Consider the following 18,792-nt stretch of genomic DNA (forward strand, 5'->3'; position numbering starts at 1 on the left):
GGGCCTTTTTTATTGGGCGCTCACGGTGTGGCGGACGAAATCGACGCCGCGCTCGATAATCTCGCCGAGCAGCCAGCGTTCGCGGGACAGACCTTCGACGAGCAGCGAAACGCCCGGTCGCAAGCCGAGCGCGGCGGGCAGGATCGCCGAATTGCCGCTGGCTTCGAGAAAGAAGGCATGGCGTTGCCGACCGTTCAGCACCCCGGCCTGGATTGGCGCGGGCAGCCAGCGCAGTTCGGCGCTCAGCATGTCGTCGCCGGCGCATTGCAGGCCGTCGAGAATGCCCAGCCGGACAACGCCCTGCCGGTGACAGGCGATCAGGCACGGCGATTGGCGCCGCGGGAGCGCCTTGTCCGGCGAGCGCAACGCGATCCCGTCGAGCGATTGCCAGTCTTCGACGGGCACGTCGACGCGTCGTACGGCCGTATGCAGATTGGCGAGCCGGTCGAAACCGAAGGTGGCGATCCGCTGGTGTGCCAGGCTTGCGCTGTTGACGTCCAGATCGGCCGGCGGACGCAGCGGATGGCCGGTCAGCAGTTCGTAAGCGAGCACTTCGCCAAAGGCCAGGCTGAGTTTGCCGTCTTCCGGTGGCGTCCGGGCTTCCTGACCGGACAGGCGTCTTTCGAGTAATTGCAGCAGCCGCAGACAGGCGGCAGTGGACAGTTCCGGGCCAAGTTTCAGCGATTGCGGCGATTCTCCCTGCTGCAGCGCTTCGATCCGGGCCTGCAGCTTGCGCAGGACCCTGGAAAAGCTCAGCAACCGGGGAATATCGCTCGGCAGGTTGATGGCGAACTGCCGACCGAGGTCAATGCAGCCGGCCTGCGCTTCGCCGTCCGTCTGGATGATTTCGGCGAGATCCCGCCAGCGGCTGTAGGCCCGGTTGGCAACGCTCAACTGGGCGGCACTCAAGGCGTATGGATCGCTCAGCCGGAGCAGGAAAGTCCAGGTCAGTTGTCCGTTGATGGTCGATGCTTCGATGTGCGGAAAGTCCGGGTCGCTGACGACCTCCCGCAGGATGCCGGCCTGGCGGGCATGGGCAAGCACGGCAAATGGCAGGCGGTCCAGCCAGGGCGGCAGTTCGGCGGCGGCCTGAAAATGAACGTGCTGAGCCAGGCGGATCGCCGCAGCGGCATGATGCAGCGCCGGCAGGGCCTTGCCCGGTGGCAGGGCGCGTGCCAGCCGGATGCAGGCGATTGCCAGCGAGCGCCAGCAGCGTTGCGCGAGTTCGAAACAGCGTCGGTCCTCCCTGGCGAGGGGCAGGGCCTTGCGCAGGTAGCGGGCGTTCAGGGCCCGCTGCGGGTGGATGGACAGCGAGCGCAGCCGACAGAGCAGCGCGAATTTTTCGCTGCCCGGCAAATCGGCGGCATCGAGCGCTTCGATCTGGCGCAAAACCGCCAGCAGGGTTTCGAACGGGTCGGCCTGCGGCAATCGGGCAATCCAGGCGCTGGCGCCGGTTTGCTCGGTGAAGGCCGGGGAGTACGCGCTGCGCGCTTCCGGAAGTGCCAGCCAGTGCATGTTCATGGTGTTGGGCGTATGCTTTGCCCATGAGCGGATTCGAACATTACGAAAAGGAAGTCGCCGATCTCGATCACGAGATTCGACGCTATGCCGCGATCTGCGGCGTCAATCTCGACAGCCGGGCGGAGGTAGAAGCCTGCATGGCCGACCACCGAGCCGAGTCCGCCAGGGAATCCCTGCGAGGCCTGCTGGTGCTGCGCCTGAAGCTGGAGACCGAAATGCTTGAACTCGGCATGCGGCCGCCCAGTCTGGGGCAGATCGGCGGTGAATGACCGGTCGCCGGTGGTTTTTCGGCGACTGGCATGGTTGACCGTGGAAATCGTCACGTGATGCCCCGCTGCTGCTGACACCTGCAGCATACCGCCGAATCCGGCGCCGGGGCATGCGCCGCTTACTTTTTCTTCTTCAGCTGTTCGATGCCCTTGCGCAGCATCTGATCCAGTTCGCTGTCCGGTTCGACCTGCGGCAGCAGGGCCTCCCAGCGGGCGATGGCCGTTTTGCTGTCGCCGGCTTCCATGGCCACGGCACCGCCGAGGAACAGGCTGTGGGCATGCGTGGGATCAAGCTTGAGCGCCTTTTCCACCAAGGCCGCGGGCTTGCCGGCAAAACCCTTGCCGCCGCCCATGGCCAGGGTTTCGGCGTAGCTGGCGAGCAGTTCGGGGTCTTGTTCGATCAGCGGTTCGGCCTTGCCATAGGCGGCGATGGCTTCGTCGTAACGACCCAGCATCTTGTAGGAGCGGCCGAGCATGATCCAGCCCTGCATGTCGTCCGGGTTGGTCTTCATGCGTTCGGCCAGACGGCTCACCATGTTCTCGATGTCCTGGGCGGTCATCTGCTTTTGCGGTGCCGTGGCTGCCGGATCGAGTGCCTTCGGGTTGCCGAGCAGGAGGTAGCCGGCGAGTGCGGCGAGCGGCAGGAAAAGCAGTACGCCAAGCGCGGTTTTGCGGCTGGTGCCGGGCACGGCGGCGGGGGCGGTCTCCCCGTGATCCACTTCATCGATCAGGCGGCGCTGCAGTTCGCCGCGGGCGATCTCGAAATCCGCGGCGGCCAGTGTGCCGGCGGCCTGATCGCGTTCTAGTTCGGCCAGCTGGTCGCGAAAGATGGCGAGGTTGGCCGCCTTGCGGTCGGCGCTGGTGATCCGGCTGCGGGCACCGAACCACAGGGGCGGCAGGATGATGACCGCGACGGTGACGATGAGCAGGATGGCAAAGAGGGCAAACTGGAGATTCATTTCGGATCGGTTTCCTTGAGCAGTTCCGTGGCCCGGCGAGATTCCTCGGTGCTCAGCGGACGTTCGGCGGCGACAATGGCGTCGTTGCGCCGGCGCAGATAGCGGACCAGTGCGATCAACCCGATCACGAACAGGACCAGCGGTCCGCCCCACAGGAGCAGCGTGTTGGCCTGGACCGGCGGCCGGTAGAGCACGAAATCGCCGTAGCGGGCGACCAGGAACTCGACGATCTGCGCATCCGATCTGCCCTCGTGGATCATGCCGCGGATTTCGCGACGCAGATCGACGGCCAGTTCGGCATTCGAGTCGGCCAGTGTTTCGTTCTGGCAGACCAGGCAGCGCAGTTCCTTGGATAATGCCTGCAGGCGTTTTTCAGCCACCGGATCGGCGGCGACGGCGGCTTCGCCGGCCGACGAGGCGAAAGCTGCGGTCGACGCGACGAACAGCGCAAAAAGCAGGATAAAACGCTTCATTTCGACAACTCCCCGACCAGCGGCAGGATCTTGCCGGACAGCACGTCCGGCGAAATCGGGCCGGTGTGCTTCAGGCGGATCACGCCGGTCTTGTCGATCACGTAGGTCTCCGGCACGCCGTAAACGCCGTAGTCGATGCCGACCCGGCCATCGATGTCCATTGCGGTCAGCGTGTAGGGGTTGCCGTGGTCGTTCAGCCAGGCTTCGGCGCGCCGGCTGGCGAGCGGAACCTCCTGTTCGGCCGGGATGCGCCGCATGTCGATTTCGCCGTCACCGCGGACTTCCTTGTAGTTCAGGCCGATCACCGGCACGATCTGCTGCCTGGCCAGTTCGACCAGTACCGGGTGTTCCTGGCGACAGGAAACGCACCACGACGCCCAGACGTTGAGCAGCCAGACCTTGCCCTTCATGTCGGCCGGACTCAGTGTCTGCCCGGGTTGGCCGAGCACGGCCAGCTTGAAGTCGGGGGCGGGCTTGCCGACCAGCGGCGACGGCACCTCGCGCGGATTCAGGTTGAGCCCGACGGCGAGCAGCACGACGAGCGCCGCGAAGGCGCCCAGGATCCAGTAGTAGCGATTCATGACTTGGCCTCGACGGCGGTCTGCGGCTTGCCGGCGCGGCCGCTGCGGTAACGTCGATCGGACATCGCCAGCAGGCCGCCGAGCGCCATCACGACGCAGCCGCCCCAGATCCAGTCGACGAAGGGTTTGTAATAGACGCGGACGGCCCATTCGGCTTCCGGCTTGTCCGGATCGATGGGTTCGCCGAGCGACACATAAACGTCACGCAGGAAGCCGGTGTCGATCGCCGCTTCGGTCATCGGCATCGACGACGAGAAATAGTTGCGCTTTTCCGGGTCGAGCTTGCGCACCAGCCGGTCGCCGACGAACAGATCGAAATCGCCCTGCGCCGCCTGATAGTTCGGGCCCTGCACGGCGCGGACGCCGTTGAACAGGAAACGGTAACCGGCCACCTCGACCGTTTCGCCGGGCGCCATCTTGACGTCCTTTTCCTCTTCGAAACTGGAGACCATGGTGACCCCGACGACGAAGATCGCAACACCGATGTGGGCGACGTGCATGCCGAGAAAGCTGCCGGGCTGCGCAAACAGCGAGGCGGGCAGGCTGCGTCCCTGGCGGGTGGCGCTGGCGCGCTGGAACAGGTGGATCAACCCGCTGAGTACGATCCACGCGGCGAGCAGCAGGCCGAGTGCGGTCAACGCCTTCCACTGGCCATAAACCAGCGGCAGTGCGATGCCGACCAGTGCGGCGGCGGCAAAGGCCCACCGCAGCAGGCGCAGGGCTTCGGAGAAACTGGCCTGTTTCCAGCGGGCGAACGGGCCGAGGCCGACCAGGAACAGGATGGGGACGACCAGCGGCACGAAGACGGCGTCGAAGTACGGCGGACCGACCGAAATCTTGCCGGCGCCCAGCGCGTCGATGAGCAGCGGGTAGAGGGTGCCGAGCAGTACGGTGGCGCAGGCCACGACCAGCAGTACGTTGTTGGTGAGCAGCAGCGATTCGCGAGAGATCAGTCCGAAGCGGCCGCCGAGGCCGACACTGGGCGCCCGCCAGGCAAACAGTGCCAGCGAGGCGCCGATCACCACGACCAGGAAAGCCAGGATGAAGATGCCGCGGGTCGGGTCGGTGGCGAAGGCATGCACCGAGGTCAGCACGCCGGAGCGGACCAGGAAGGTGCCGAGCAGCGACAGCGAAAACGCCGAGATCGCCAGCAACACCGTCCAGTTCTTGAAGCTGCCGCGCTTTTCGGTCACCGCCAGCGAGTGGATCAGCGCCGTGCCGACCAGCCAGGGCATGAACGAGGCGTTCTCGACCGGGTCCCAGAACCACCAGCCGCCCCAGCCCAGTTCGTAGTAGGCCCACCAGGAGCCCATCGCGATGCCCAGCGTCAGGAAGATCCAGGCGATCGTCGTCCAGGGCCGCGACCAGCGGGCCCAGGCGGCGTCGAGCTTGCCCGAGAGCAGTGCGGCGACGGCAAAAGCATAGGCCACCGAAAAACCGACGTAGCCCATGTACAGCAGCGGCGGGTGAATGATCAGGCCGGGATCCTGCAGCAGCGGATTGAGGTCGCGTCCCTCGGCTGCGCCCGGCAGCAGGCGCTCGAACGGATTGGAGGTAAACAGGATGAACAGCAGGAAGCCGAACGAGACCAGGCCGAGCGTGCCGAGAACGCGGGCCACCATGGCGTCGGGCAGGCGGCGCGAGAACAGCCGGACGGCAAAAGCCCACCAGCTGAGCATCAGCATCCACAGCAACAGGGAGCCTTCGTGGCCGCCCCAGACAGCGGACATCCGGTACTCCAGCGGCAGCAGGCTGTTCGAATGCTGAGCCACATAAACCACGGAAAAATCGTTGGCGACGAAAGCCCAGGTCAGGCAGGCGAACGACACGGTGACCAGCAGCGCAAGCGCCGATGCGGCCGGACGGGCGAAGGCAATCCACGCCGGGGCATCGCGATGGGCGCCGATCAACGGCAGGACGCCGAGCAGCAGCGCAACGACGGCGGAGAGGATCAGCGAGAAATGGCCAAGTTCGGGAATCATGCTCAGTAGGTCTTCTTCGGTTGGGCGGTGGCGGCGGCTTCCTGCTCGGCCTGTTTCTGGACACCGCGGGCATGGGCGTCGTTCAGGGCCTTGGCGGCTTCCGGCGGCATGTAGTTTTCGTCGTGCTTGGCCAGGACTTCCTGGGCCTTGAAGGTGCCGTCCGGCTGCAGTCGGCCCTGGGCGACGGCGCCCTTGCCCTCCTTGAACAGGTCGGGAAGGATGCCGACGTAATCGACCGGGATGTCGTGTTCGGTGTCGGTGACGATGAAACGGATGGTCACGCCGTCGGCCTGGCGCTGGATGCTGCCTTCCTTGACCAGTCCGCCGATGCGGAACAACTGGTCCTTCGGATAATGGCCGGCAGCGACTTCGGTCGGCGACTTGAACAATGCAATGTTGCTGTTCAGCGCGTTGAGCACCAGTCCGACGATGATGCCGAACACGGCGATGGCCCCGGCGATCAGGGCAAGTTTCTTGTGGCGGGATTTCATGCGTCGGTTGTCCTGGATTCAGCGCGAAGCTGGCGTTTCAATCGGGCGATGGTGGCCTTGCGGCGTCTGGCGACAAGCAGCGGTTCGCTCGCCATGATCAGTGCCGTGACACCGAAGGAGCCCCAGACATAGAGGCCGTAACCGCCCATGGCGAGAAAGTCGGAAAAGCTGTTCCAGTAGATCATGGGCGGTCTCCGGCGAGTTCGGCCTTGACCCAGTCGGCGTTGCGTTCCCGCTCGAGGATCAGCGTCCGGACGCGGGCGAAAGCGACGGCGATCGAGTACATCCAGAACGACAGCGCGACCAGCAGCATGGCCCACAGCATGACCTCGGCCATCGACGACTTGGCCAGATTGACGCTCGAGCCCTGGTGCAGGGTGTTCCACCATTTGACCGAAAAGTAGATGATCGGCACGTTAACCACGCCCACCAGCAGCAGCAGGCCGCCAGCCTTGTCGCCGCGGCGCGGATCGTCGATGGCGGCGACCAGGGCCATGTAGCCGATGTACAGGAAGAGCAGGATCAGTTCGGAGGTCAGCCGGGCATCCCAGACCCACCAGGTACCCCACATCGGCTTGCCCCACAGCGCGCCGGTCCACAGCGACAGGAAGGCCATCAGCGCGCCGGTCGGTGCCAGCGCCCGCGCCATCATGCCCGACAGCCGGGTGTTGAAGGCCAGGCCGATGGCCGCCCAGAAAGCCATCACCAGATAGATGAACATCGACATCCAGGAGGCCGGGACATGGATGAAGATGATCCGGTAACCCTCGCCCTGCTGGAAGTCGGTCGGCGCGACCAGCATGCCGATGTACAGCCCGATCAGGCCGAAAATCGCAGCCAGTGCGGCAAACCAGGGAATCAGGCGGCCGGCCAGCGGATAGAAGGTGGCCGGCGAGGCGTAGTGGTAGAGGTTGAAGCGGTCTGTCATTCGAGGGCGATCTTCAGGGCCGCGGCCGACGCCCAGGGGGCGAAACCGATTGCGGCGATGGTCATGGCAGCGAGCAGGGAAAGGTGTCCTTCTCCCCCGAGTCCGGACACCGTCGCATCAACTGCGCCAGCGCCGAATATTAGCACCGGAATATAGAGCGGGAGAACCAGCAGGGACAAAAGCACGCCGCCGCCGCGCAGGCCGAGGGTCAAGGCCGCACCGATCGCGCCGATGCCGGACAGCGCCGGCGTGCCGAGCAGGATGGCGCCGGTCAGCACGAGCAGTGCATCGGCGGTCAGGTCGAACTGGATGCCGAGCACCGGCGCGATCAGCGCCAGCGGCAGGCCGGAGATCAGCCAGTGAGCAATCACTTTTCCGGTGACGACCAGTCCGAGCGGGTGGGGGGCCAGGGCCAGTTGTTCGAGCGTGCCGTCGCGATGGTCGTCGGCGAACAGGCGCGGCAGCGACAGCATGGTCGCCAGCAATGCGGCGACCCATAGCACGCCGGGCGCCAGCTTGCGCAGCAGGTCGACTTCGGGACCGATGCCGAGCGGAAAGAGGCTGACCACGATGACGAAGAAGAACACGGCCGACGCGATATCGGCCGGGCGACGCAGCGCCAGACGCAGGTCGCGGGCGATGACGGCGAAGACGATGTTGTGCATGTTCGCGTCAGGCTCCGAGGCGCAGCTGGCGAACGGTGCCGGCGGGAATGTCCACCGGCTGGTGCGTCGTCATCACGGCCAGTCCGCCGCGCTGCAGGTGGGCGGAAATGATGCCGGCCAGCCAGTCGACCGCAGCAACGTCGAGTGCGACGAAGGGTTCGTCGAGAATCCACAGGGCGCGCCGGTCGACCACCAGGCGGGCCAGTGCGACCCGCCGTTTCTGACCTTGCGACAGGTATTTGCAGGCCAGGTCCTCGCGTCCGGCCAGGCCGACCTGCTCCAGCGCATCGAGCGCGGCGTCCTCGGACAGATCGGTCGCGGCGAGGCGGGCGGCCGCGAGCAGGTTTTCGAGCGGCGTCAGTTCTTCCTTGATCGCGTTGAGGTGGCCGAGATAGCAGAGTTCGGCGCGAAATTCGTCGCCCAGTGCGCGGATCGGTTCGCCACGCCAGCGGATTTCGCCGGTTTCCGGCGGCAGAAGACCGATCAGCATGCGCAGCAGGCTGGTCTTGCCGGCACCGTTGCGGCCCTGCAGATAGAGCAGTTCGCCGGCTTCCAGCTTGAAGCCGAGGCCTGCGAACAGGCGGCGCTCGCCGCGCACGCATTCCAGATTGTCAGCTTCCAGCATCGAAAAACCAGGGAAAGGGGACCCGGCGCAAATTATGGACGCGCCAGTGTACCGGCAGATTGAGGCGGATCAAAACGGGCAGCAAAACGGGGGCCGAAGCCCCCGCATGAAGACGACCGGTCGGCGCTTACTTGGCGAACGGCGTCGGACGCGGCGTCTTGTCGGACGATGGTGGCAGGATCGGCAGCGTGAAGTTCGGCTGATCGCCGGTCAGCGTCTTCAGGAAGGCGACGATCTTGGCGTTTTCATCCTTGGTGAACTTCTTGCCGAGTTGCAGGCGTCCCATCGTGTCGACCGCTTCGGTCAGCGTGTTGGCGGCGCCGTCGTGGAAGTACGGATAGGTCATTTCGACGTTGCGCAAGGTCGGTACCTTGAAGTTGAAGCGATCCGCGTCCTTGCCGGTCACCGCCGAGCGTCCTTCGGCCGGGCTGTTGGCCTTGTACGGCTCGACCAGACCCATTTTCTGGAAGGAGTTGCCGCCGACGGCCTCGCCATTGTGGCAGGCGATGCAGCCGCTATCCTTGAACAACTTGTAGCCGGCCAGTTCGTCGGTGGTCAGCGCGTCCTTCTTGCCCAGCAGCCACTGGTCGAAACGCGAGTTCGGCGTGACCAGCGTCTTTTCGAATTCGGCGATGGCCAGCGTCACCTGCTCGATGTCGATCTTGTCCTTGCCGAAGACCTGCTTGAATTCGCGGACGTAGCCCGGAATCGATTCCAGCACGTTGATCGCCAGCGTGTGGGTGAAGGCCATTTCGCCCGGGTTGGCGATCGGACCGCCGGCCTGCGCCTTGAGGTCGGCGGCGCGGCCGTCCCAGAACTGGGCCAGGTTCAGGCTCGAATTGAGCACGGTCGGCGCGTTGATCGGGCCTTGCTGCCATTTGTCGCCGATCGACGTCGGGATGTTGTCGGTGCCGCCCATCGACAGGTTGTGGCACGAGTTGCAGGAAATGAAGCCGGATTTCGACAGGCGCGGATCGAAATACAGTTTCTTGCCCAGTTCGACCAGGCCCAGATTGATGTTGGCAGGCGGCTTGATCGGCTGGATCGGTTCGTCGCTGGCCAGCGCGCTGCCTTGCATGGCAAAGCCGGCAAGCACCGCGATGGCGCCGGCGAGAATGGTGCGTTTCATCATTGTTCTCCCTCGTTGAAAAAGCTCGGTCCGGCCATTGTCCTCGGGAGGCTTGTGTTAACATTGATCCAAGTCAATGATTTTTATGGACTTTGTCTATAGCTGCTATAGTTATTCCCTATAGTGGCAAGGGCCATTAGAGCCCATCGTCACCGAGGAGAACCGCATGACCCTGACCGAACTGCGCTATATCGTCGCGCTGGCCCAGGAAGGTAATTTCAGTCGGGCGGCAGAGCGCTGCTCGGTCAGTCAGCCGACGTTGAGCGTCGCCATCGCCCGTCTCGAAGACGAACTCGGCGTGCAGTTGTTCGAGCGCGGCAAGGGCTTCGTCAGCCCCAGTGACGTCGAGCGCCAGGTGGTGCTGCAGGCGCAGCATGCGCTGGACGAGGCGGAGAAGGTCCGGCAGATCGCGCAGCGTGGGCGCGACCAGCTCGAGGGGGTGCTGCGTCTGGGGATCATTCATACCATCGGCCCCTATTTGCTGCCGCAACTGATTCATTCCCTGAAGGCGGTGGCGCCCGGGATGCCGCTGGCCATCGAGGAAAACATGACGGCGAATCTCGCCGACATGCTGCGCGACAATGATCTCGACGTGGTCATCGTGGCCCTGCCCTTCGACCTGCCGGGCGTGTTGACCCGGCCGCTCTACGACGAGTCCTTCAAGGTTGTCGTGCCGCTGGGGCATCCCTGGGAGAGCAAGACAGCCATCGCGCCCGAGGATGTGGCGGGCGACGAGGTTCTGCTGCTGAAGGCCGGCAACTGTTTCCGGGATCAGGTGCTGGGCGCCTGCCCGCAGGTCAGCAGCCCGGAAACCGATATCCGGCTCGGTCATTCGATCGGTACCATCCGCTGCATGGTGGCCTCCGGCCTGGGCGTCTCGGTGCTGCCCGAAGGGGCGCTGCAGCATCCTTATTCGAACGATCTGATCCGCGTCCTGCCGTTCGTCGAGCCGGCGCCGTCGCGGCGCATCGCGCTGGCCTGGCGTTCCGGCTTTGTCCGGCCGAAGGCGATCGAAGCGCTGCTCGAGGCCGTGCGCCGGCTTGAGGTGCCGGCCTACCGCCTGCTGGTCTGAGCGCGACCGGCGGGCCGGAAAAATCCCGATTTCCTGCGGTCGACCGTAGGTGGAAAGCAATTTTCCACTATGGAATCGATGTATTCGGTTTTGTGTCGCCAGCCCCGTGGTCGAGTATGCCGGTGACTACCAAAGTCCATGAATTGACAGCATAAATCCCGTATCCCGGAGGGTGGCACGCGCTTTGCGTTGATGCCCGGCAGAACCATACCAACGGGGGATACGGAAGTGACCGAAACATTTTATGAAGTGCTGCGTCGCCAGGGCATCACTCGGCGCAGCTTCCTGAAGTTCTGCAGTCTGACCGCCACGTCGCTGGGCCTCGGCAGTGCCGCTGCACCGCGTATCGCCCACGCGCTCGAAAACAAGCCACGCACGCCGGTGATCTGGCTGCATGGTCTGGAATGCACCTGTTGCTCCGAATCCTTCATCCGCTCGGCGCATCCGCTGACCAAGGATGTCGTGCTGTCGATGCTGTCGCTCGATTACGACGACACGCTGATGGCCGCTGCCGGCCACCAGGCCGAGGCGATCATCGAAGAGGTCAAGAAGAAGTACAAGGGCAATTACATCGTCGCCGTCGAGGGCAACCCGCCGCTCAACGAGGATGGCATGTTCTGCATCCACGGCGGCCGTCCCTTCGTCGAAGTGCTGAAGGAAACCTGCGCCGACGCCAAGGCCATCATCAGCTGGGGCGCCTGCGCTTCCTACGGCTGCGTGCAGGCCGCCAAGCCGAATCCGACGCGCGCCACGCCGGTGCACAAAGTCATTTCCGGCAAGCCGATCATCAACGTGCCGGGCTGCCCGCCGATCGCCGAAGTCATGACCGGCGTCGTCACCTACATGCTGACCTTCGACCGCATTCCCGAGCTCGACCGCCAGGGCCGGCCGAAGATGTTCTACGGTCAACGCATCCACGACAAGTGTTATCGCCGCGGCCACTTCGATGCCGGCCAGTTCGCCGAAGCCTGGGACGACGAGGGTTCGCGCAAGGGCTACTGCCTGTACAAGATGGGCTGCAAGGGGCCGACCACCTACAACGCCTGTTCGTCGATGCGCTGGAACGGCGGCGTCAGCTGGCCGGTGCAGTCCGGTCACGGTTGTATCGGCTGCTCGGAAGACGGTTTCTGGGACAAGGGCAGCTTCTACGACCGCGTCACCGACATCAAGGCCTTCGGTGTCGAAGCCAACGCCGACACCATCGGCAAGGCCGCCGCCGGCACCGTGGGTGCCGCGATCGCCGCGCATGCTGCCGTCACCGCACTCGCCCGCGCCCGTCAGAAGGCCGGTGAGTCCACGAGCGAAAAACAGGGGGAAAACTGAGATGGGCGTCTACGAAACCCAGGGCTTCAAGCTCGACAACACCGGCAAGCGCGTCGTCGTCGACCCGGTCTGCCGCATCGAGGGCCACATGCGCGTCGAGGTCAACCTCGACAGCAACAACGTGATCCGCAACGCCGTGTCCACCGGCACCATGTGGCGCGGTCTCGAAGTCATCCTCAAGGGCCGCGATCCGCGCGATGCCTGGGCCTTCGTCGAGCGCATCTGCGGCGTGTGCACCGGCACCCATGCGCTGACCTCGGTGCGTGCGGTCGAGGACGCGCTGTCGATCAAAATCCCCGACAACGCCAACATCATCCGCAACCTGATGCAGCTGAATCTCTACATTCACGACCATCTGGTGCATTTCTACCACCTGCACGCGCTCGACTGGGTCGATGTCGTGTCGGCGCTGAAGGCCGATCCGAAGGCGACCTCGACGCTGGCCCAGAGCATTTCCAGCTGGCCGCTGTCATCGCCAGGCTACTTCCGCGACATCCAGAACCGCCTGAAGAAGTTCGTCGAATCCGGCCAGCTCGGCCCGTTCATGAACGGCTACTGGGGTAACCCGGCCTACAAGCTGCCGCCGGAAGCCAACCTGATGGCCGTCGCGCATTACCTCGAAGCCCTCGATTTCCAGAAGGAAATCGTCAAGGTGCACACCATCTTCGGCGGCAAGAATCCGCACCCGAACTGGCTGGTCGGTGGCGTGCCCTGCGCCATCAACCTCGAGGGCACGGGCGCGGTCGGCGCCATCAACATGGAGCGCCTGAACCTGGTCAAGAGCATCATCGACCGCTGCACCGAGTTCGTCGAGCAGGTCTACATTCCCGACCTGCTGGCCATCGGTTCCTTCTACAAGGGCTGGCTGTACGGCGGCGGCATTTCGTCGAAGAACCTGCTCTCCTACGGCGACATCCCGAACATCGCCAACGACTATTCGACCAACAGCCTGCTGTTGCCGCGCGGCGCGATCATCGACGGCAAGCTCGACGAGATCCACCCGGTCGACCTGCGTGACCCGGAACAGGTCCAGGAATTCGTTGCCCACTCTTGGTACAAGTACCCGGACGAGAGCAAGGGCCTGCATCCCTTCGACGGCGTCACCGAACCGAATTTCGTGCTCGGCCCGAACACCAAGGGCAGCAAGACCAACATCCAGGAACTCGACGAGGGCGCCAAGTACTCGTGGATCAAGGCGCCGCGCTGGCGCGGCCATGCCATGGAAGTCGGCCCGCTGGCCCGGATGGTGATGGGCTACCTGCAGCCGAAGCAGTTCCCGGAAATCCACGGTCTGGTCGACGGTGCGCTGAAGAAGCTCGACGTGCCGGTCACCGCACTGTTCTCGACGCTCGGCCGGACCGCCGCGCGCGGCCTGGAAACGGCGTACTGCGTCAAGCTGCAGCGCGAGCAGTTCGACAAGCTGATGACCAATCTGAAGAACGGCGACCTCAACACCGCCAACATCGAGAAATGGGAACCGGCAACCTGGCCGAAGGAAGCCCGGGGCGTCGGCTTCACCGAGGCGCCGCGCGGCGCGCTCGGCCACTGGGTGACGATCAAGGACACCAAGATCGACAACTACCAGTGCGTCGTGCCGACCACCTGGAACGGCGGTCCGCGTGACCACAAGGGCCAGATCGGTGCCTTCGAGGCGTCGCTGATGGACACCCCGGTGGCCAAGGCCGACGAGCCGCTGGAAATCCTGCGCACGCTGCATTCCTTCGATCCCTGCCTGGCCTGCTCGACGCACGTGATGAGCCCGGACGGCCAGGAAATGACGTCGGTCAAGGTCCGCTGAGCGGTCCGGAAAGGAGGCTGAAATGCTTTCACAACAGGACATGCTGGAGGCCGAGCGGCACGGTCGGCAGGTACGTTCGATCTACGTCTACGAGGCGCCGGTGCGCCTCTGGCACTGGATCAACGCGCTGGCCATGGTGGTGCTGGCGGTGACCGGCTACTTCATCGGCAAGCCCTTGCCGACGGTGCCCGGCGAGGCGGCGGAGAACTTCCTGATGGGCTACATCCGTTTCGCCCATTTTGCCGCCGCCTACATCTTCGCCGTCGGCCTGCTCGGGCGCATCTACTGGGCCGCGGTCGGCAACCACCACGCCAAGCAGATCTTCAAGCTGCCGATCTTCAATCGCCACTGGTGGGCGGAAGTCTTCTTCGAACTGCGCTGGTATCTTTTCCTGGAAAAGACGCCGAAGAAATACGTCGGCCACAATCCGATGGCGCAGTTGATGATGTTCTTCTTCTTCACGGTGCTGTCCGTCGGCATGGTGTTTACCGGCTTTGCGCTGTACAGCGAGGGCGCCGGTCTCGGCCATTGGAGCGACCTGCTGTTCGGCTGGGTGATCCCGGCGCTCGGCGGCTCGATGCAGGTGCACAACCTGCACCGGCTGGGCATGTGGATCATGATGACCTTCGCCGTCGTGCATATCTATGCCGCCATTCGTGAAGACATCATGAGCCGGCAGTCGCTGATCTCGACGATGATCAGCGGTTGGCGGATGTTCAAGGACTGATGGCGATGCCTGCCGCCGCGCGGCCTGGTCATCAGTAAAGTTTAGGCGTCTTACCTTGCGTTTGCCCCGTGCTGCGGTCCACGCGGCCGGGGCGTCTTTTTCGAAGGCACGACAATGAACTCAAAACGCGTCCTGGTACTCGGCATCGGCAATCTGCTGTGGGCCGACGAAGGTTTCGGCGTGCGTTGCGTCGAGGCGCTCAACGCCGGCTGGCAGTTTCCGCCGCAGGTACGGCTGATGGATGGCGGCACGCAGGGGCTCTACCTGCTGCCCTACGTGCAGGAGGCCGATGCCCTGCTGGTGTTCGATGCGGTCGATTACGGCGATACGCCGGGCGACCTGCGCGAAGTGCTCGGCGAGCAGGTGCCGCGCTTCATGGGCGCCAAGAAGATGAGCCTGCACCAGACCGGTTTCCAGGAAGTGCTGATGGCCGCCGAACTGACCGGCAAGCTGCCGGCCGAACTGGTACTGATCGGCGTTCAGCCGGAAGAACTCGAAGACTACGGCGGCAGCCTGCGCGACGTGGTCAAGGCGCAACTGGCGCCGGCGCTGCAACTGGCGCTGAACTGGCTCGACCGCTGGGGGGCGCCCGGTGTGCCGCGCGACGGCCGGCTTGCCGGTGCCGAAGCGATCACCGATGCGGCGCTGGCCATCGACGTCTACGAAGGCGAGCGGCCGTCGGCCGAACAGGCTTATCGCCTGGGCGACACCCGCTTCCTGAACCTGGAGCCGACCTGATGTGCCTCGGCATTCCCGTCCAGGTCCTCGACTGCGGCGAGCACTTCGCACGCTGCCGGAGCCGGGTCGGCGAAGTCGTCATCGACATCCGGCTGGTCGGCGCCCAGCCGCCGGGTGCCTGGCTGCTGTGCTTCCTCGATGCCGCGCGCGAAGTGATCGATGCCGAACGCGCCGCGGCGATCGGTGCGGCACTCGATGCCCTGGCTGCGGTCGACAGCGGTGAAAGCGATCTTTCCGCCTTTTTCGCCGATCTTGACCGCGAACCCCAACTTCCCGAATTCCTCAGGACGAAAACCGCATGAGCCTCGAACTGAAAGCCGGCCCGACCTCGCTCGAACGCCTGGAAACGGCCATCGCCCGGATGACGCAAAAACACGGATTCGAGCGGGTCGACCGCAGCGACGCGGCATTTCCCGCCGGGCTGTGCGCGCTGCTGCTGACCGACGATCCGCAACGCAACCTGGAAGTACTCGACGCCTGCGTGATCCTGCCCGAAGCCCTCAAGGCGCTGGGCGACGGCGTTGCCCGCCGGGTCGCCGGGCCGGACGTCGCACCGGCGCTGATGCAGGCTTACGGCGTGGCGCGTGCTCCGGCCGTCGTCTTCCTGCGCGACGGCGCCTTCCAGGGGGTCTTGCCCGGCATCCGCGACTGGGCCGAATACCGTACCGAAGTCGAACGCCTGCTTGCCGGGCCGGCCCAACCCCGGCCGATCGCCATTCCGGTGGTCGCCGCCAGCACCCCAGGAGCCTGTGCATGAACTACGCTTCGCTGCCCCCCTTCCCGATCCCCGTCGTCGCCATGGGCCCCGGCTCGCAAGGCGAGGAAGCGCCGGATTACCTGCCGATGCCGCAGGGCATGCAGACCTTTGCTGCGCCGCGCCTGCCGGACGATGCCACGCCGGAAAGCCTGGCCGCTGCCGCCGACCTGCTGGCGGCCTTCGTCGATGCCGCCGAAAACGCCGGCCTGCGCGGCGATGCCGGCCTCGACCTGGCGCCCCTGGCGCCGGCCGTGCGCGACGTGCTCAACCAGTCGCTGGGTTTCGGCGAAGTCAGCGCATTCACGGTTGCGCCGGCCCACTGGCGCGTGCAGGAAACCGCCTTCGCCGGCATCTGGCGCGTGCTGCAGCTGGCCGACGACGGCGCGATGATCTCCGACCGGCTGTGCACCGGCGAGATTCCGGCGGTGCTGCCCGAGGCCATGCGGCAGACCGCCAGCGCGACGCTGCCGGCGCCCGATTACCCGGCCGCTTGCATGAACGCCCAGGCGCTGGTCGAGGAAATCCGCCTGCAGGCGACGGCCTGGCAGCCCGGCCAGCCGGCGCACGTGATCAACCTCAGCCTGCTGCCGGTCAGCGACCCCGACCTCGACACGCTGTATGGCTGGCTCGGCCATCGCGAGGTGTCGATCCTGTCGCGCGGTTACGGCAATTGCCGGATCACCAGCACACGCCTGCGCAATGTCTGGTGGGTCCAGTACTTCAACAGCATGGATGCGCTGATCCTCAATTCCATCGAGGTGGTCGGCATGCCCGACGTGGCGCTGGCGGCCGACGAGGATTTCGCCGATTCGATCGAGCGTCTGCGCGAATATGTCGCGCTGCTCGGCGAACCGGCATGACCGGCGAAGCGCGTTTCGAGGGCGCCGGCCGCGGCGCGGCCGCCGACGAAGCGCTGGAATGCGGCATCTGCTGGTGGGTTTACGATCCGGCCGAGGGCGACGACGTGCGCGGCATTCCGCCCGGCGTGCCGTTTGCCGCACTGCCCGACGACTGGTGCTGTCCGGGCTGCGATGCGCCAAAGCACAAGTTCATGCGGATGGGCGCGTGAAAATCTGGCACGACGACCCGTCGACCGCGCTGCAAGATGTCTTTGCCGACATCGCGGCGACCCGCATGGCCGATCTGCCGATCGCCAACCGGGCGCTGTCGGTCGAGGCCATCGGCTTCCGCCGCTACAGCGACCTGCACTGGATCGGCGCGCTGGTCACGCCGTGGGCGATCAATCTGCTGCGCTTGCCGGGGGCGACTGCCGGCTGGCCGTTGGCGAGCGGCGGGGCGGGCGTGGACTGGCGCTTTCCGTCCGGCGACTACAGTTTCCTGGTCGCCGAGGAAGCCCGGCTCGGCGTCTATCACCTGTGCTCGCTGTTTTCGCCGGTGCCCGAGTTCGACACACACGAAGCGGCGCGTCTGACCGCCCTGGCGGCAGTCGAGGGGTTGCTCGCGGCGCCGGTCGACGCCCCGTCGCCGCCGGCGACCCGCAGTCGACGCGCCTTCCTCGGGCTGCGCGGATGATCGGCCCGGGCCAACTGACCGTGCGTGCCGGCTGGCTTGCCGGCGCACTGCAGGAAATCAGCGTCCATCTCGAACGGCCGCCGGCCGCCCGCCTGTTCATCGGCCAGACGCCCGGCGTGGTGGTCAAGACGGTGCCTTACCTGTACGCGCTGTGCGGCGAGGCGCAACGCGCCGTCGCCGCTCGCGCGCTGGCCGTTGCTGCCGGTGAGCCGGCACGGGCGGCGGATGATCGCCCGCTGTGGATCGAATGCCTGCACGAACATCTCTGGCGCTTGCTGCTCGACTGGCCGGCGGCGATCGGCGAAGCTCCGGAGCGCGAGGTGTTCGCCGCCTGGCGCAATCAGCGGCACGGCGACCGCCTGATCCAGGAAACGCGTTACCTGATCGACAACGTCCTGCAGCCGATGAGCGAAAAATGCCTGGCCGCGCTGGTCGACCGCGACACGCCGGCCGCCGCCGTGCCGCGCCTCGATCCGGCCGGCTGGCTGGCGGCCTGGCGAACCGGCGTGCTGCCGACGCCGGTTCGCCCCCTGTCCCTGGCCGCGGCCTACCGGGCGCGCCTGGCCGAGGTGGCGACGGCCTTCGCGGCGCTGCTCGCCGAGCATCCCTATCCGCTGGCGGCGGCCGGTGGCGATGGCTGGGGCGTGGCCCAGGCCCCGACGGCGCGCGGCGTGCTGACCCACGGTGTCCGGCTGGTGGACGGCCGGGTCGCCGACTATCGCGTCTGGGCGCCGACCGACGCTTACTTTGCCGACGCTGCTGCGCTATCCTCGCTGCTGGCCGACGTCGCCTGCCCGACCCGGGACATGGCCGCGTACCGGCTGACGCAGGCGGTGCTGGCGCTCGATCCCTGCGTTCCTCACGTCGTGGAGTTGCAGGATGCATGAAATGTCGCTCGCCGAAGGCGTCATCCAGCTGGTCGAGGAGACGGCGCGGCGCGAAGGCGCCCGCCGGGTCAAGCTGGTGGTGCTCGAAATCGGCCGGCTGTCGGCGGTCGAGCCGGAAGCGATGCGCTTCTGCTTCGATGCGGTGACACGCGGCGGCATCGCCGACGGCGCCGCGCTGGACATCGTCGAAGTCGAAGGCAGCGGCTGGTGCCTGCCCTGCGGCCAGACGGTGGCGATCGCCGAACGCTATGGCAGCTGCCCGCGCTGCGGCAGCCATCAGGTGCAGCCGACCGGCGGTACCGAGATGCGGGTCAGGGAAATCGAAATCGAATAA

24 protein-coding genes are annotated in these 18,792 nt (G+C 65.6%); 13 read left to right on the top strand and 11 right to left on the bottom strand.

What is annotated here, in order from left to right; translation table 11 throughout:
* Window positions 1-9: 9 nt before the first annotated feature.
* Window positions 10-1,521 (bottom strand): hypothetical protein, encoded by a 1,512-nt coding sequence (locus L0962_RS02720; RefSeq protein ID WP_234083868.1) that lies wholly within the window; start codon window positions 1,519-1,521, stop codon window positions 10-12.
* A gap of 23 nt (window positions 1,522-1,544) precedes the next feature.
* Between L0962_RS02720 and L0962_RS02725 the strand changes: the two genes are divergently transcribed.
* A complete protein-coding gene (locus L0962_RS02725; RefSeq protein WP_234083870.1) occupies window positions 1,545-1,790 on the top strand; it encodes a hypothetical protein in 246 nt (81 codons plus the stop codon).
* Window positions 1,791-1,909: 119 nt separating this feature from the next.
* On the opposite strand, the gene ccmI is transcribed toward L0962_RS02725, so the two are convergent.
* From ccmI to L0962_RS02775, 10 genes are all read right to left on the bottom strand, one after another.
* Window positions 1,910-2,749: a c-type cytochrome biogenesis protein CcmI gene (gene ccmI / locus L0962_RS02730; RefSeq protein ID WP_234083880.1), complete on the bottom strand. Its 840-nt coding sequence runs from the start codon at window positions 2,747-2,749 to the stop codon at window positions 1,910-1,912.
* Window positions 2,746-3,222, bottom strand: coding sequence for a cytochrome c-type biogenesis protein (locus L0962_RS02735; protein WP_234083882.1), 477 nt, complete (start codon window positions 3,220-3,222; stop codon window positions 2,746-2,748). The genes ccmI and L0962_RS02735 overlap by 4 nt, the downstream gene beginning before the upstream one ends.
* Window positions 3,219-3,803 (bottom strand): DsbE family thiol:disulfide interchange protein, encoded by a 585-nt coding sequence (locus L0962_RS02740; RefSeq protein ID WP_234083884.1) that lies wholly within the window; start codon window positions 3,801-3,803, stop codon window positions 3,219-3,221. Before L0962_RS02740 ends, L0962_RS02735 begins: the two co-directional genes overlap by 4 nt.
* Window positions 3,800-5,785, bottom strand: a complete 1,986-nt coding sequence (locus L0962_RS02745) for a heme lyase CcmF/NrfE family subunit (protein ID WP_234083886.1) — start codon at window positions 5,783-5,785, stop codon at window positions 3,800-3,802. The genes L0962_RS02740 and L0962_RS02745 overlap by 4 nt, the downstream gene beginning before the upstream one ends.
* Before the next feature lie 2 nt (window positions 5,786-5,787).
* Entirely contained in the window at window positions 5,788-6,276 is a 489-nt protein-coding gene (gene ccmE, locus L0962_RS02750; protein ID WP_234083887.1) for a cytochrome c maturation protein CcmE, read from the bottom strand.
* Complete coding sequence (ccmD, locus tag L0962_RS02755) at window positions 6,273-6,461, bottom strand: heme exporter protein CcmD (RefSeq protein WP_234083889.1); 189 nt, start codon at window positions 6,459-6,461, stop codon at window positions 6,273-6,275. Before ccmD ends, ccmE begins: the two co-directional genes overlap by 4 nt.
* Entirely contained in the window at window positions 6,458-7,204 is a 747-nt protein-coding gene (gene ccmC / locus L0962_RS02760) for a heme ABC transporter permease CcmC (protein WP_234083891.1), read from the bottom strand. The genes ccmD and ccmC overlap by 4 nt, the downstream gene beginning before the upstream one ends.
* Window positions 7,201-7,869 (bottom strand): heme exporter protein CcmB, encoded by a 669-nt coding sequence (gene ccmB / locus L0962_RS02765; RefSeq protein ID WP_234083893.1) that lies wholly within the window; start codon window positions 7,867-7,869, stop codon window positions 7,201-7,203. The genes ccmC and ccmB overlap by 4 nt, the downstream gene beginning before the upstream one ends.
* A gap of 7 nt (window positions 7,870-7,876) precedes the next feature.
* Window positions 7,877-8,494, bottom strand: a complete 618-nt coding sequence (gene ccmA / locus L0962_RS02770) for a cytochrome c biogenesis heme-transporting ATPase CcmA (protein ID WP_234083895.1) — start codon at window positions 8,492-8,494, stop codon at window positions 7,877-7,879.
* Between the two features lie 127 nt (window positions 8,495-8,621).
* Window positions 8,622-9,626: a cytochrome-c peroxidase gene (locus tag L0962_RS02775; protein ID WP_234083897.1), complete on the bottom strand. Its 1,005-nt coding sequence runs from the start codon at window positions 9,624-9,626 to the stop codon at window positions 8,622-8,624.
* A 163-nt stretch (window positions 9,627-9,789) separates the two neighbouring features.
* Between L0962_RS02775 and L0962_RS02780 the strand changes: the two genes are divergently transcribed.
* From L0962_RS02780 to hypA, 12 genes are all read left to right on the top strand, one after another.
* A complete protein-coding gene (locus L0962_RS02780; protein WP_234083899.1) occupies window positions 9,790-10,695 on the top strand; it encodes a hydrogen peroxide-inducible genes activator in 906 nt (301 codons plus the stop codon).
* A 228-nt stretch (window positions 10,696-10,923) separates the two neighbouring features.
* Window positions 10,924-12,018, top strand: a complete 1,095-nt coding sequence (locus L0962_RS02785) for a hydrogenase small subunit (RefSeq protein WP_234083901.1) — start codon at window positions 10,924-10,926, stop codon at window positions 12,016-12,018.
* Window position 12,019: 1 nt separating this feature from the next.
* Window positions 12,020-13,816 (top strand): nickel-dependent hydrogenase large subunit, encoded by a 1,797-nt coding sequence (locus L0962_RS02790; RefSeq protein WP_234083903.1) that lies wholly within the window; start codon window positions 12,020-12,022, stop codon window positions 13,814-13,816.
* A gap of 22 nt (window positions 13,817-13,838) precedes the next feature.
* The gene (gene cybH / locus L0962_RS02795; RefSeq protein WP_234083905.1) at window positions 13,839-14,543 is read left to right on the top strand and encodes a Ni/Fe-hydrogenase, b-type cytochrome subunit; all 705 of its coding nucleotides are present in this window, start codon (window positions 13,839-13,841) and stop codon (window positions 14,541-14,543) included.
* 114 nt (window positions 14,544-14,657) lie between these two features.
* The gene (locus L0962_RS02800) at window positions 14,658-15,281 is read left to right on the top strand and encodes a HyaD/HybD family hydrogenase maturation endopeptidase (protein WP_234083907.1); all 624 of its coding nucleotides are present in this window, start codon (window positions 14,658-14,660) and stop codon (window positions 15,279-15,281) included.
* Window positions 15,281-15,583, top strand: a complete 303-nt coding sequence (hypC, locus tag L0962_RS02805) for a HypC/HybG/HupF family hydrogenase formation chaperone (protein WP_234083909.1) — start codon at window positions 15,281-15,283, stop codon at window positions 15,581-15,583. Before L0962_RS02800 ends, hypC begins: the two co-directional genes overlap by 1 nt.
* Window positions 15,580-16,038, top strand: coding sequence for a hypothetical protein (locus L0962_RS02810; RefSeq protein WP_234083912.1), 459 nt, complete (start codon window positions 15,580-15,582; stop codon window positions 16,036-16,038). The genes hypC and L0962_RS02810 overlap by 4 nt, the downstream gene beginning before the upstream one ends.
* On the top strand, window positions 16,035-16,898 hold the full coding sequence (locus tag L0962_RS02815) for a hydrogenase expression/formation protein (protein WP_234083913.1): 864 nt from the start codon (window positions 16,035-16,037) through the stop codon (window positions 16,896-16,898). The genes L0962_RS02810 and L0962_RS02815 overlap by 4 nt, the downstream gene beginning before the upstream one ends.
* A complete protein-coding gene (locus L0962_RS02820) occupies window positions 16,895-17,107 on the top strand; it encodes a rubredoxin (RefSeq protein WP_234083915.1) in 213 nt (70 codons plus the stop codon). Before L0962_RS02815 ends, L0962_RS02820 begins: the two co-directional genes overlap by 4 nt.
* Complete coding sequence (hybE, locus tag L0962_RS02825; protein ID WP_234083917.1) at window positions 17,104-17,571, top strand: [NiFe]-hydrogenase assembly chaperone HybE; 468 nt, start codon at window positions 17,104-17,106, stop codon at window positions 17,569-17,571. Before L0962_RS02820 ends, hybE begins: the two co-directional genes overlap by 4 nt.
* The gene (locus tag L0962_RS02830) at window positions 17,568-18,458 is read left to right on the top strand and encodes a hypothetical protein (RefSeq protein ID WP_234083919.1); all 891 of its coding nucleotides are present in this window, start codon (window positions 17,568-17,570) and stop codon (window positions 18,456-18,458) included. The genes hybE and L0962_RS02830 overlap by 4 nt, the downstream gene beginning before the upstream one ends.
* Window positions 18,451-18,792: a hydrogenase maturation nickel metallochaperone HypA gene (hypA, locus tag L0962_RS02835; protein WP_234083921.1), complete on the top strand. Its 342-nt coding sequence runs from the start codon at window positions 18,451-18,453 to the stop codon at window positions 18,790-18,792. The genes L0962_RS02830 and hypA overlap by 8 nt, the downstream gene beginning before the upstream one ends.

Origin of the sequence: Azonexus sp. R2A61 (genome assembly GCF_021401135.1) — a bacterium.
GTDB lineage: Bacteria > Pseudomonadota > Gammaproteobacteria > Burkholderiales > Rhodocyclaceae > Azonexus.